General features: G+C 50.3%; 12 protein-coding genes. 5 read left to right on the top strand and 7 right to left on the bottom strand.

Going from position 1 to position 12428, the window contains the following annotated elements; genetic code table 11:
• Positions 1-95: 95 nt before the first annotated feature.
• Genes CWC22_RS01665 through ompR form a run of 3 tightly spaced genes read right to left on the bottom strand, consistent with a single transcriptional unit; the run spans position 96 to position 2862 of the window.
• Positions 96-800 (bottom strand): hypothetical protein, encoded by a 705-nt coding sequence (locus CWC22_RS01665; RefSeq protein WP_230090611.1) that lies wholly within the window; start codon positions 798-800, stop codon positions 96-98.
• Complete coding sequence (gene envZ / locus CWC22_RS01660) at positions 793-2142, bottom strand: two-component system sensor histidine kinase EnvZ (RefSeq protein WP_125564561.1); 1350 nt, start codon at positions 2140-2142, stop codon at positions 793-795. The genes CWC22_RS01665 and envZ overlap by 8 nt, the downstream gene beginning before the upstream one ends.
• Complete coding sequence (gene ompR, locus CWC22_RS01655; protein ID WP_010387140.1) at positions 2143-2862, bottom strand: two-component system response regulator OmpR; 720 nt, start codon at positions 2860-2862, stop codon at positions 2143-2145.
• Between the two features lie 220 nt (positions 2863-3082).
• Between ompR and greB the strand changes: the two genes are divergently transcribed.
• Both greB and CWC22_RS01645 read left to right on the top strand, forming a co-directional pair.
• The gene (gene greB / locus CWC22_RS01650; protein WP_125564563.1) at positions 3083-3556 is read left to right on the top strand and encodes a transcription elongation factor GreB; all 474 of its coding nucleotides are present in this window, start codon (positions 3083-3085) and stop codon (positions 3554-3556) included.
• Positions 3557-3641: 85 nt separating this feature from the next.
• Entirely contained in the window at positions 3642-5978 is a 2337-nt protein-coding gene (locus CWC22_RS01645) for a Tex family protein (RefSeq protein ID WP_138539547.1), read from the top strand.
• Between the two features lie 80 nt (positions 5979-6058).
• Here CWC22_RS01645 and CWC22_RS01640 read toward each other — a convergent pair whose 3' ends face one another.
• The 3 genes from CWC22_RS01640 to bioH form a co-directional block, all read right to left on the bottom strand.
• On the bottom strand, positions 6059-6964 hold the full coding sequence (locus CWC22_RS01640) for a putative metalloprotease CJM1_0395 family protein (protein WP_125564567.1): 906 nt from the start codon (positions 6962-6964) through the stop codon (positions 6059-6061).
• On the bottom strand, positions 6964-7272 hold the full coding sequence (locus CWC22_RS01635) for a hypothetical protein (protein WP_138539548.1): 309 nt from the start codon (positions 7270-7272) through the stop codon (positions 6964-6966). The genes CWC22_RS01640 and CWC22_RS01635 overlap by 1 nt, the downstream gene beginning before the upstream one ends.
• A 103-nt stretch (positions 7273-7375) precedes the next feature.
• Positions 7376-8113: a pimeloyl-ACP methyl ester esterase BioH gene (gene bioH / locus CWC22_RS01630; protein ID WP_125564569.1), complete on the bottom strand. Its 738-nt coding sequence runs from the start codon at positions 8111-8113 to the stop codon at positions 7376-7378.
• A gap of 57 nt (positions 8114-8170) precedes the next feature.
• Here bioH and CWC22_RS01625 point away from each other — a divergent pair, with 57 nt between their 5' ends.
• Complete coding sequence (locus CWC22_RS01625; protein WP_171045143.1) at positions 8171-8845, top strand: ComF family protein; 675 nt, start codon at positions 8171-8173, stop codon at positions 8843-8845.
• On the opposite strand, the gene CWC22_RS01620 is transcribed toward CWC22_RS01625, so the two are convergent.
• Positions 8842-11373 (bottom strand): M14 metallopeptidase family protein, encoded by a 2532-nt coding sequence (locus tag CWC22_RS01620; RefSeq protein ID WP_138539550.1) that lies wholly within the window; start codon positions 11371-11373, stop codon positions 8842-8844. The two genes, CWC22_RS01625 and CWC22_RS01620, sit on opposite strands and share 4 nt — an antisense overlap.
• A gap of 155 nt (positions 11374-11528) precedes the next feature.
• Between CWC22_RS01620 and nfuA the strand changes: the two genes are divergently transcribed.
• The gene (gene nfuA / locus CWC22_RS01615; RefSeq protein ID WP_138539551.1) at positions 11529-12104 is read left to right on the top strand and encodes a Fe-S biogenesis protein NfuA; all 576 of its coding nucleotides are present in this window, start codon (positions 11529-11531) and stop codon (positions 12102-12104) included.
• 6 nt (positions 12105-12110) lie between these two features.
• Positions 12111-12389, top strand: a complete 279-nt coding sequence (locus CWC22_RS01610) for a hypothetical protein (RefSeq protein WP_138539552.1) — start codon at positions 12111-12113, stop codon at positions 12387-12389.
• The last annotated feature ends 39 nt before the right edge of the window (positions 12390-12428 follow it).

Here is a 12428-nt window from a genome sequence, read left to right as displayed (position 1 = left end):
CATAGGTAAAGGTTCTAAATGAGAAGGTTTTAACACCGTTAGCGTCATATTTGCACCTTCAAATAGAGCAGGTACTAAGTGAAATTGGTATAAATTTAGCGGGAGTGCTTGAGCTGTTTCCAGGCTGTTGAAAGCAACTGACCCAGTGTGACCGGGATCACCGTGAGCAACGCCACCCCCTTATCGAAATTGGGATTCAGCGCGCAGTAATGGGCAATTTCGGGTTTCTTGCTGGCTTTAAACTGGGCTACTTCCAGCGCCGAATAACGCGTTTTTCGCCCCACCACTTTAAGACACGGCAAACCATTCACCTCAGATACTAATCCAGTCGGGTTTAACTCTCCATAAAGCCGGGACTCAACCGGAGATCCTGTCGCTGTTGGATATACAGTGGCAATGTTCTTCGCCATCGCCCGGAACATGGCCGGACTGAGCATAGTATCTGCGTATAACAAAGTGCGCCAGGGCCGGCGCAGATAAGCCTTGGTCACTTCGAAAATAGAGAATGTAAAGGTATTATTCTTACCCCGGAACTGCGGTAAAAAACCGGCCGACGCCCCGATAACACTCAATGCCTTATGGCTATCGTCAAAGGTCAGCAAACAATAACCAATGAGCTCTGCTGAATCCGAATAATAAAGTCTCAGCCGGCGGTGCGTGGGCCCGCTTTGCTCAAAGTAATAAGCAAAATATGCTTCAGGGTCGATCCCCTCAAAGCACAAGCCAATAATAGACAACAGCTGAGCTCTGTCTGCTGAGCTCAGGCAACCAGCCTCGTACGATAAGTCGCGCTTATTCACTGGGCTTTGACGGCTCAGGTGCGGCTGTCAGGGGAGTAAATTTTTTCGCAACTGGCAACATCACCTCCGCGCTCAACCCCCCTTTCTCGCGGTTACGTAAACGTACTTTACCGCCATGGGTAGAAACGATACGTTTGATGATCGCAAGGCCCAGCCCACTGCCCTCACTGCCACGCGCCAGATCACCCTGTTTAAAGGGTTCAAATAACGTTTCCAGCTCCTCTTCAGGGATCCCTGGCCCTCTGTCTTTAACTTTAATAAACACCGCCTTGTGGCGAGCACTAAACTCTGTCACAACCTCAATCTGGTCGTCTGAATAACGGATAGCATTCTCTATCATGTTCGTAACCACCCGTTTTAGCGCCACATGGTTCATCATCACCGCGGGAACATTTGCCGCTGTCGTCAATACAATTTCGCGCTGATGCTGTTGCTCAGCATGCACTACTTCCTCAACGACAGCATTGACATCGTCCAGCACCATTTCTCCACTGTTATGGTGCCTGAGGTACTCAATAAACTGATCGATAATGGCATTCATATCTTCAATATCATCAATAATGCCGTCTTTCAGGTAGGCTTCTTCGTCCGACATCATTTCTGTTGCCAGTCGGATCCGGGTCAAAGGTGTCCTTAAATCGTGAGATACCCCAGCCATCAATAGACGCCGATCGTTCTCCAGCTCAGCGATCCCCTTGGACATTTTATTAAAAGCTCTGGTCACTTCGATGACCTCCGTAGAGCCATGCTCAACCAGACGAGTAGAAAAGTCCCCCACCCCAACCCGGCTGGCTGCAATCTGCAAAGCCTTGAGAGGCCGATTCAGGTGTCTCGCAAACAGCCAACCGCCCAGTACGCTTAAAAAGCCGATACTGGAGAGATAAAACACCAAAAACTCCATTTTAGTCTCAGAGAACCCGGTGAGTGGTACCCGAACCCAATAACCCGGTGCCTGGGGCGCTTCTACCCAGTAGACCACAGGATCGCCCTGACTGATCCTTACCCGCGCGGAGCCATTGAGCTGCTCAGACATACTACGCGACAACAAAGTGTATTCTTTTGCCTCTCCGAGGCCATTGCGATAGGCCTCACGCTGGCTCATCACTTCAATGCCCGTGATCTCAAAAAACTTTTTCGATAAAGCGGAGTCAATCTCAACCCCTTCTTCCCAGTCAATAAAAACGGTTTTAACCTGCTTGGCAAGCATCAGGTTGACCTGCTCAAAAGTAGGCTTGAACACGTACAGCGTGACTGTGATGTAGGAGACGATCTGGTTGATCAGTAGCAGCGCACCGACAAAAAACACCGTTTGTCCAAACGCGCTGCGTGGCAGGATACTCATTTACTTTTCGCCATCTGGCACAAAAACATAACCCAGACCCCAAACGGTCTGGATATAGCGTGGATTAGAGGCATCCTCTTCTATCATTCTGCGCAACCGAGAGACCTGCACATCAATACTGCGCTCCAGTGCGCTGTAATCCCTGCCGCGGGCCAGATTCATTAGTTTGTCACGGCTCAATGGCTCTCTGGGGTGACTCACCAACGCCTTCAATACCGCAAATTCACCGCTGGTCAGCGCAATGGTTTGATCATCTTTTTGCATTTCCCGGGTTGCCAGGTTGAGCTTAAAGGCGCCAAATTCGACTTCATTTTCTTCCACTGCCGGAGCCCCAGGGACTTCTTTGGCACGACGGCGCAGCACGGCTTTGATACGGGCAAGCAACTCACGCGGATTAAATGGTTTAGGCAGGTAATCATCCGCGCCCAGCTCTAATCCGATGATCCGGTCAACTTCATCCCCTTTGGCCGTTAACATCACAATGGGTATTTCGTTTTCTTTTTGCCTGAGACGACGACAGATAGACAAACCATCTTCACCAGGTAACATCAAATCCAATACCATCAGATGAAAGTTTTCACGCTCCAGCAATCTGTCCATTTGCTCAGAATTGGCAGCACTACGAACGATAAACCCCTGCTCGACCAGATATCGCTCCAGCAGGCTGCGCAAACGCATATCATCGTCAACGACTAACACTTTGGTGGTTTCATTCCCCATTGGCATTCTTCTTATTTTTTCTTTAGTTGACCCTAAATATAATTGAAATTAAAACGCTTAGACACCATTAACAATGAATAAGATTGTTACCGAACGTTACAAGTGTCGCCTGATGTGGCTTTACCTTACCAGGCCCCAGGTGAAGCAGGTAAGATTGGTATCGGACCGGATCCGAATTACACTAGACACATGTAGTTGTTCTGCCAAAGTAAGCAACAAAATGAAAACCAACCTAATTACACCTGAAGGCTATCGCAAGCTACAGCAGGAACACGATCATCTGTGGTTTGAAAAACGCCCGGAAGTGACCAAAATCGTTAACTGGGCAGCAAGTTTGGGCGATCGCTCAGAAAACGCCGACTATACTTTTAACAAGCGCCTGTTACGACAAATAGATCGCCGAGTACGCTACTTGCGTAAACGCATGCCCGACTTAAAAATTGTTGAGTATTCTCCACAACAGCAGGGCAAAGTCTATTTTGGTGCCTGGGTCGAAATTGAAAATGATGACGGCGAAGTAAAACGCTTTCGCATCGTCGGGCCCGATGAAATCTATGAACGGAATGATTATATCTCCATCGATTCCCCCATGGCGCGCGCGTTACTCGGGAAAGCCGTCGACGAAGAATACAGTGTAAAAACCCCGCAAGGTGAAATGCTTTGGTATGTCAATAAGATCGACTACACGGCCTGAACACTTCCGTTTCAGATATGATATGATGACCGCAAACGCAGGCCGAGAAAGAGGCCTAGCCAATTGAACTATATAAGGATTTTGCATGAGCAATATCTCAGCCCGTTTAGCTGCTGAGCTAAACGCATCACAACAGCAAGTGGATGCTGCCACCGCACTCCTCGATGAAGGTGCGACTGTTCCGTTTATTGCCCGTTACCGTAAAGAAGTCACAGGCGGTCTGGACGATACTCAGCTACGATTGCTCGAACAACGCCTCGGTTATCTGCGGGAGCTGGAAGAACGCCGGGCTTTTATCATCAAAACCATTGATGAGCAGGGCAAGCTCACTGACCAATTAGCCTCAGAGCTAAACCAGGTGCAGAGTAAAACCGAACTGGAAGATTTATACCTCCCCTACAAACCCAAACGTCGCACCAAAGGCCAAATAGCCATAGAAGCCGGGCTTGAGCCGCTGGCCGACCTGCTGTTCCGCGATCCAGATCAGACACCAGAACAAGCTGCCGAAACCTATATCAATGCCGATCACGGCATTGCAGATAGCAAAGCCGCACTGGATGGCGCCAAGTTTATTCTGATGGAGCGCTTTGCCGAGGATGCCAAACTCCTCAGTAAATTCAGAAATCAGCTGAAACAGCATGGTTATCTAGAAAGCCGTGTTGTGCCAGGGCAGGAAGATGCAGGTAGTAAGTACCGCGATTATTTTGAGCACGACGAAAAGCTCGCCAGCGTCCCTTCTCACCGTGCCCTGGCAATGCTCAGAGCCCGCAATGAAGGCATTTTGCAGCTATCTATCAACCCAGAGCCTCAAGCGGAAGACCCACAGCAGTATTGTGCGCAAATGATAGCAGACCATTATGGTCTGGAGGTCTCGGGGCGAGCGGCCAGCAATTGGCTAATGACCGTGGTACAGTGGGCGTGGAAAATCAAACTCGCCACCCATCTTGAAAACGAAATGTTGGGTGCTACTCGAGAATTTGCCGAGCAAGGCGCCATAGATGTCTTTGCCAAAAACCTCAAAGATCTGCTGATGGCTGCCCCGGCAGGCCCACGCGTGACCATGGGGATCGACCCGGGATTGAGAACTGGCTGTAAGGTCGCCATTGTCGATAAGACCGGTAAGTTACTGGCAACCACCACCATTTACCCTCATGCACCGCAAAATCATTGGGATAAGTCACTGCGCACGCTGGAACAGCAATGTCGTCAGCACAAGGTTGAACTGATTGCGATCGGTAATGGTACGGCGTCTCGCGAAACCGATAAACTGGCAGCTGAACTGCTCAAAGCAGCCAGTGAGCTAAAACTGACCAAAGTGATGGTCAGTGAAGCCGGTGCCTCGGTCTACTCCGCTTCTGAGTTTGCCGCCAACGAGTTCCCGGATCTCGACGTATCATTGCGTGGTGCCGTCTCCATTGCCCGCCGACTGCAAGATCCGCTGGCTGAGCTGGTTAAAATCGAGCCGAAATCCATTGGTGTAGGCCAATATCAGCACGATGTGTCACAAAGCCAGCTGGGTCAGACACTGACGACTGTGGTGGAAGACTGTGTAAACTCAGTGGGTGTCGATGTTAACACCGCGTCTGTACCTTTATTGACACGCGTGTCTGGCCTAAATAAAACCCTGGCCACCAACATCGTTAAGTTCCGTGATAGCAATGGCTCATTCAGCAGCCGCAAACAGCTAAAACAAGTTGAGCGCCTGGGCCCTAAGGCCTTTGAGCAGGCCGCTGGATTCTTGCGTATTGCTAATGGTGACGATCCGCTGGATGCCTCAGCGGTTCACCCGGAAGCTTACCCGGTTGTGAAAAAGATCTGTGGCAGCAAGGCACTTGATGTCACTGCACTGATCGGCAACAGCGATGTGCTGAGTAAACTGGATCCTGCCGAGTATGTCGACGATAAGTTTGGCGTACCGACCATCACGGATATTCTGGGTGAGCTGGACAAACCGGGCCGAGACCCGCGTCCCGAGTTTAAAACGGCCCAATTTAAAGCGGGCGTCGAGACCATTGCTGACCTGAAAGTCGGCATGACCCTTGAGGGTGTCGTCTCAAACGTTGCGAACTTCGGTGCCTTTGTCGATGTTGGCGTACATCAGGATGGTCTGGTGCATATTTCTGCACTCACGGACAAGTTCATTTCCGATCCACGTGAAGTGGTTAAGGCTGGTGACATTGTTAAAGTAAAAGTCATCGAAGTGGACGTTGCCCGTAAACGGATCAGTTTTACCATGCGACTAAACGATGAGATCCCAGCAAGTACCGGGCAGAAGCAGAGTAAACCTGCTTCGCAAAAACCTGGCGGCAAGTCTCAGCGACCGGCACAACGTAAAGAGCCTCGCCGTGATAATCGACGTGACAACAGCAACGCAGCTATGGGCAATGCCTTTGCAGAGGCCTTTGCAAAGCTGAAAAAGTAACGGCTGATACCACAACGACAGAGGCCCGCAATTGCGGGCCTCTGTCGTTTAACACAAAGTAGTTTTATCGATTCGAGAGGTTAAATCACCACGGATAACTGCGACGCTCCTTTGGGCCTGGCTACGTCTCCATAAAATCCTTCAATTCTCAGTGCGCGTGAAGCAATTTCCGGATCCCGCTCGATAGGCAATGCCACAGCAAATGGGTCCACTTCTTCTTCTAACCGGGCAGACTCAGGTTGTTGCTCACTGATCTCATCTTCGTTAAGACGACGGGTTTGATAACCCACAACACGATTGCTGCTGTCGTCCTCATCTTCATCGCCACTAATAGATTGCTTGGCAAGATCCGCCTGAGCCTGAGCTATTTTGGCTGTCGCATCTGCTGCGATGGCTCTGTCAGCACCCGACGGTTCTGCCGGTGCCAATGCGGCAGCACGCACTGTTTGCATTTTATCTATGGTTTCGCGTGGATCCCCTGTGGGTGCCACGTCTATCATCACCTGACCACCAACCGCATAATTATTGCCGTCCGGCCCCCGCTGATAATCGTAAGTTGGTGATCCTGCGTACTGCCCCCCTACTCTGGCGTGCGCTTCTTCATGCAGACGTACTTCGCGATCTCTGTCTTTCAGTTCCTGAATCTGTGCCTGCTCAGCTTCCAGCTCTGCCTGTTCGCGGTCACTCAGTTCTTGCGAGTCTTGTTGATCCTGTTGTTCCCCCTGACTGCTTTGTCCGCCTTCCTCACGCTCCTCAATGGTTTTGCCATCTTTAAGCTGACCAGTGCTGTCATACAAGCCGGAATCATCCGCAGACAAAGGTTTTTGTTTGTCACCGTCTGAGAGGGGTTTGTTTTCAGTAAACGCAGGGGAGACCGGCGCGGGCTTTGGAATAACCTCGCGGAGCTGATTGTCACGTTGCGCCGTCTCAGTATAGACGTTCGCCGTGTTTAAGTTCATCGCCGGGGGTGGCGTTACTATGTTCATTACGCTTTAATATCAATTAAGGTACCCAGGACTTCGTCAGCTGTGCGGATCGTCTGCGCATTTGCTTTGGCATTAAATTCTGCCACTTTGAGGTCTACGACCGCCTCGTCCAACCTTGGTGGTTGACCCACAGGTGCAGTCACGCCTTCATTGCTGGATGCGCCCTGAAGTTGTCGTTGCTGTGCGACCTGTTGCTCGTTTTGCTGGTCCAGTGTCGCCTTGTTGATGTCGGCTGCTGCCTGCTCGGCACTTTGGCGGGCAAGCTCAAACCCCTGAACACCTGCATTTAGGATGTCACTGACTGCCATATATCGCCCCACAGTTAGAAAATCTCAACCTAATTATTGCTCAATTTATAAACGAAATAAAGTCTGGGCGGCAAAAAATTGCCGCTTTTTTCATTGTGGGAAACTAAAGAATTGATTTTAAATGAGTAACAAACTCATCTTTATGCGAGATAAATGGGGCATGCGATGCTTTGGGTAAAACAAACGCCTTGAAATGTGGATTGAGCGCACTCATACGTTCAATCACATCACCGGGCACCAGCGCATCGAGTCGGCCGAAGAGGCCAAACACTGGCTGCGTAAGCTCACGAAAATAAGCGCGGTAGTCACACCGGTTCAACGCATCAAGACCCAAACTTAATGCCTCTGGATGTGGCGCTGGCAATTGCGCCAATAACTGGCGTAATTGTTTAATATCATCACGGGCATGCTCACTACCCATCGCCTGAATAGCCAAAAAACGTTCTATGGTTTTAGCGCTATCGTCGGCCAGCGCCTGCTTAAACCCTGCCAGCACTTTAGGCTTGATCCCCGGCCAGTCTGGCTGCTCTACAAAGCATGGATTGGAAGCGACCATCACCACTTTGGCTACCTTAGCGGGATATCGATGCGCCAGATTAAGCGCCACTAGCCCGCCCAGCGACCAGCCAATCAACACCGAATCATCGACAAGCTCTGTCGCAATCTCATCTGCAAGGTCGTCGAGAGATTTGCAGTGTTCAGGAAATGCCGCTCCGCCAAACCCCGCTAAATTTATCGCCCGCACGGGTAAAGGCTGTACTTGCTGAAGCTGCTCAATGCTCAGTTGCCATACCTGTTTATTCATACCCCAACCGTGCAATAAGACAATCTCGCTTTGCATTCATTCACTTCCTCAACCAAACTTGTGGCTATGATAGCGATTCAAGGATGGAAAGCAATGTCATTAGCCCGCGCACTCACACACACGCTGTTTCCCTGCTACTGCCCCTGTTGCCACAGCACAGTTGACACTCAAGGGATATGTGCTCCCTGTCTGAGTGCACTGCCACTGTTTTCCCCGGACCAGGGCAACCTACTATTGCGTGCAGATATTCAGACGCAGTTTAATTTGCCCTGCTGCGATGGCCTGATTGCCTGTGGCTGGTATAAGGGCATGCTAAAACGCTGGTTATGTGAACTCAAGCTACGTCATCGAAGTCATGCTGCTTACTTATTACGTCAGGTCATTAGCCATCAATGGCAGCGCTACTGTGCCGAACAAATAATCGATGTGGATGCGGCTATTCTCATTCCCTTACCCAGACACAGATTGATCAATCGCGGCTTTAATCAGGTAATGCAAACCTGGGGCCGCGTGCTCGAAGCCCAGCTTACCACCCTGCCCGTCTTATCGAAACGTATGACACGTAGCCAACAGTCATTAACGCGTGGGGCCCGCTTAAAAAACCAGACTCAGGCTTTTAGACTAGAGGGAACCCTAGCAGGTCAGCGAATTTTACTGGTTGATGATGTGATCACCACAGGGGCCACCATGAATGCCGCTGCCCAGCTCTGCCGACGCGCTGGCGCCGCTCAGATCTGGGCTTGTGCTACTTGCCTCACACCTTATTAATGAATCGCCTGCGAGAAAAATAACGCATTACTAAACAGCCGACTGCTGCCATACCAGAATCCGCGAAATACCGGGTTATCCGTCATTGCGACAGCCACGCCCTGGCCATAAGTATCAGCCACCAATGCCGCCGACTGCGCGATCTGCGATACATTTCGTTCATCAGCATAGCCTGCCAGTAGAGGCTGTTGCTGATACACGGCCACATCCAAAAACGGTTCTTCACTGGCCTGAAGCACCCAGGCACTGTTTTTAAAAACAGGTAAGGTACTATTCTCAAATCCAAATGCCAGTGGATGTGAAAGATCCAGCTGCGTGCCAAAAATAGCCCCTGCGATCCTTTGCTGTGCGGCCAGTTGCTCTTTGTCTTTAAAACGCATCCCCTGAGTATCAAAAGACGCTCGCAAATCTTTGTTGCTGATGATCTCAGCATTCAGCAACTGATGCTCAATCAACCATTGTGCGCCGCGCTTATGACCCCAGATCACCCCACCTTTGTGGACCCAACTGATAATCGCGGCCTGCGCTTTCTTGCTCATTGCTGAGTAACGGCCATCCGCCAGCACAATATGGCTATAACGACTTAAGTCTGCGCGTCCAAGGCGGTCTATTTCTATCACACTGGGGGCAATTCCGACATGCCTGTCAAGGTGATACCAAAGCTCACCGACTTCGTACTGACTGGTGCCTAGCCCACCAACCAACAACACTTCGGGTTTATGCAGTGGCATCATCCGTCGCGAGCCTAAATCAATGCCCTGCGGCGTCAGGCCTGAGCGAATCGCCATGACCTCAATACCGAGCGCACTGGCTTGCTCTGACAGGATACGCCGCCAGTTCTCCTGATTTTGCAACCCCGCCGGGATCACTACAGTACCAGCATCAAACTGCTGTTCGCTCTGAGTCAGCTTAGCAGTAAAGGGTTGCAGTGCCACTCGTGCCTCCAGGCCCTCTGTCAGCAGCTGGTTAAGTAACTTAGGTGCCAGATAATGCTGCCAGGAGAAAGCGTAGGCATATGCCTCTGTCAGGGGCGTCTCTGCGACGATACCATCGTTTTGTACTTTTGATTCAGTGACTTTCAATCCCCAGCTACTGGTTACCTTGGCAAAATCCAGATCATAGGCATAAGGTAACGTCCACCCTGAAACATCATAAAAGGTATTGTCTTTAAACTGGGTTTGTTCACTGAACATAGCCTTGACCAAACGGACTTGCAGCTGTGCCAGAGGAATATACAGATCGCCGGCCTTAAATTGTTGATCTTTAATTTTCAATGCCTTTTCCAGCTGCTGCACTTGTACCTGATGCTGGCTAAGCAGCTCGGAAAACTGGCTGAATCGATATGGGTCCTGTCCTGCTGATACCACATACCCAAGAAAATCTTGCTGCTTGGCTTCTTTTTGCGCGCTTTGATAAAAGTGCTGCTGATAGTCGAGTAAAGCCTGACGGTTAGCGGCTGTGCCCCGTAACGTAGAGAGTGAAGTAATGAGCTGATTTTTGATGGTGTGTGGAAAGGTTAACAAGCCATTAATGGTTTCTTGTGCATGACCACGGCTGCTTGCCTGCTCGAACAATATCCCCACTGCGCCATTAATATCCGGGTACGTTGAGCCTTTGCCATAGTAAAAATCGTCAAAACTCTCCTGAGTAAAATATAGTTGGCCAGACTGGTCCAGCGCATCGGCATGAAACTGGCCAATGGCCGCCGTTAAACTCTGGTTGCGCTCGGGCGTCAAAGGGTGCGTACGTGACGGGATCCCTGGCTGGAAAAAATAGCTCGAATTAGGACCCATCTCGTGAAAATCGGCCAGCACATTGGGTTTCCAGTCATGAAATGCCGCAATTCGGGCGCGAGATTCCGGATGCTGTAACAATAGCCAGTCCCGGTTTAAATCAAACCAGTAATGATTGGTTCTGCCAGAAGGCCATCGTTCAACATGTTCTCGGTGTTGGGGATCACTTGATAATACCTGGCCCCGATGGCTGTTTGCCCAGTTAGCAAAACGCGCTAGTCCATCAGGGTTCAAAGACGGATCGAGCAGGATCACGGTGTCGCGCAACAAAGCTTCGATCTTTTCGCCCTGTGCAGCAGCCAGATAATAAGCCACCAACATGGCGGTATTACTCCCGGATGGTTCATTACCATGTACACTGTAACCCAGCCAGGCAACCGCTGGCGCCTCTGTGCGTTGCTTAGGCTGCGCAAGTGCAGCGATGTGCGCGCGCTTCGCAGCTTCGATATTCTTCAGTCGCGCAGCCTCTGTGATCGTCAGCAGGATGAGCGGCCTGCGTTCATGGCTGTAGCCAATGGTGGTTATTTCAACTCTGGGGCTGGCTTGTGCCAGTGTATGTAAGTACTGCACCAATTGCTCTGGACGAACATGCCACTCACCCACTTCGTAACCGAGCACCTCATGCGGTTTTGGAATTGCAGGATCAAACTGGCTTGTGTCATCAAAATAAAAATTCAATGGCTTGGCACTTAGCTGCAAACTCAGCAAACACAGCACAACTAACAGGCGATACATAAAGACTCCATTTATTCCGGCAATTTTTGACCAGCCAGTACGCTATCAATGCGACTTAAGTTGCTGCAAATTTTTACGCCCAACACTAGCTACAACAAGATGAGGGGAGTATCATAGGGATTAACCGAGTAATTTAGTCAAGTATAGCGTAGATTATGATCACAATTTCAGAGACAGCTCAGTCACATTTTGCCAAACTATTGGCCGATCAAGCCGATGGCACTAACATTCGCGTATTCGTCGTCAACCCAGGTACTGCTCAAGCTGAGTGCGGTGTATCTTACTGCCCTGCCGATGCTGTTGAAGACAACGATATTCGCCTTCCTTTTAATGGCTTTGATGCCGTCGTCGACGCCGAAAGTGCCCCTTTCCTGGAAGAGGCTGAAATTGACTTTGTCACCGACAAAATGGGCAGCCAGCTGACCCTAAAGGCGCCAAATGCGAAAGCCAAAAAGCTCAGCTCGAATGCCTCTTTGGAAGAGCAAGTTGAGCACATGCTGGTGACTGAAGTGAATCCGCAACTGGCCAACCATGGAGGTCAGGTCAGCCTGGTAGAAATTACAGCTGAAGGCGTTGCAGTATTACAATTCGGTGGTGGCTGTAACGGCTGCTCTATGATTGATGTCACACTGAAAGAGGGCATCGAGAAAGAAATGATCGCAAAGTTCGAAGCAATCACTGGTGTACGTGATATTACGGAACACTCACGAGGCGATCACTCATACTATTAATTGCGTATGCGCCGTATTATCTATCGCTTAGGGTCTCACCCTAAGCGAAGCTTGCGATTTTTTCTCTACGGACTCGCTCTGTTTGCACTCAGTGTGGTGCTCATTGCACTGGGCTATGTCTATCAAGCCTGGCTTCAGCTGCCCGGCCTGATCATTCTTGCTATTGCGCTAGGTGTCGCAGGATATGGTTACCTGGGGATTTTCGCTAACCGTTTTTCTCAGGTGCTGTCAGCACGTGACTCAGCCAAAGCGACTGCCAAAAAAGCCTTTGAGGATTTAAAATAGGCCATACACGGCGCGCACGTCGGTGACAATATCCCATAC

The organism is Pseudoalteromonas rubra, assembly GCF_005886805.2.
Lineage (GTDB): Bacteria > Pseudomonadota > Gammaproteobacteria > Enterobacterales > Alteromonadaceae > Pseudoalteromonas > Pseudoalteromonas rubra_D.
The sequence above is the reverse complement of the archived record's forward strand: the minus strand, read 5'-3'. Positions and strand labels throughout refer to the sequence as shown.

Excerpts from the sequence above, each read along its gene's own strand:
- envZ (WP_125564561.1), bottom strand. The coding sequence starts at position 2,142 with ATGAGTATCCTGCCACGCAGCGCGTTTGGACAAACGGTGTTTTTTGTC.
- ompR (WP_010387140.1), bottom strand. The coding sequence starts at position 2,862 with ATGGGGAATGAAACCACCAAAGTGTTAGTCGTTGACGATGATATGCGT.
- greB (WP_125564563.1), top strand. The coding sequence starts at position 3,083 with ATGAAAACCAACCTAATTACACCTGAAGGCTATCGCAAGCTACAGCAG.
- CWC22_RS01645 (WP_138539547.1), top strand. The coding sequence starts at position 3,642 with ATGAGCAATATCTCAGCCCGTTTAGCTGCTGAGCTAAACGCATCACAA.
- CWC22_RS01640 (WP_125564567.1), bottom strand. The coding sequence starts at position 6,964 with ATGAACATAGTAACGCCACCCCCGGCGATGAACTTAAACACGGCGAAC.
- CWC22_RS01635 (WP_138539548.1), bottom strand. The coding sequence starts at position 7,272 with ATGGCAGTCAGTGACATCCTAAATGCAGGTGTTCAGGGGTTTGAGCTT.
- bioH (WP_125564569.1), bottom strand. The coding sequence starts at position 8,113 with ATGCAAAGCGAGATTGTCTTATTGCACGGTTGGGGTATGAATAAACAG.
- CWC22_RS01625 (WP_171045143.1), top strand. The coding sequence starts at position 8,171 with ATGTCATTAGCCCGCGCACTCACACACACGCTGTTTCCCTGCTACTGC.
- CWC22_RS01620 (WP_138539550.1), bottom strand. The coding sequence starts at position 11,373 with ATGTATCGCCTGTTAGTTGTGCTGTGTTTGCTGAGTTTGCAGCTAAGT.
- nfuA (WP_138539551.1), top strand. The coding sequence starts at position 11,529 with ATGATCACAATTTCAGAGACAGCTCAGTCACATTTTGCCAAACTATTG.
- CWC22_RS01610 (WP_138539552.1), top strand. The coding sequence starts at position 12,111 with ATGCGCCGTATTATCTATCGCTTAGGGTCTCACCCTAAGCGAAGCTTG.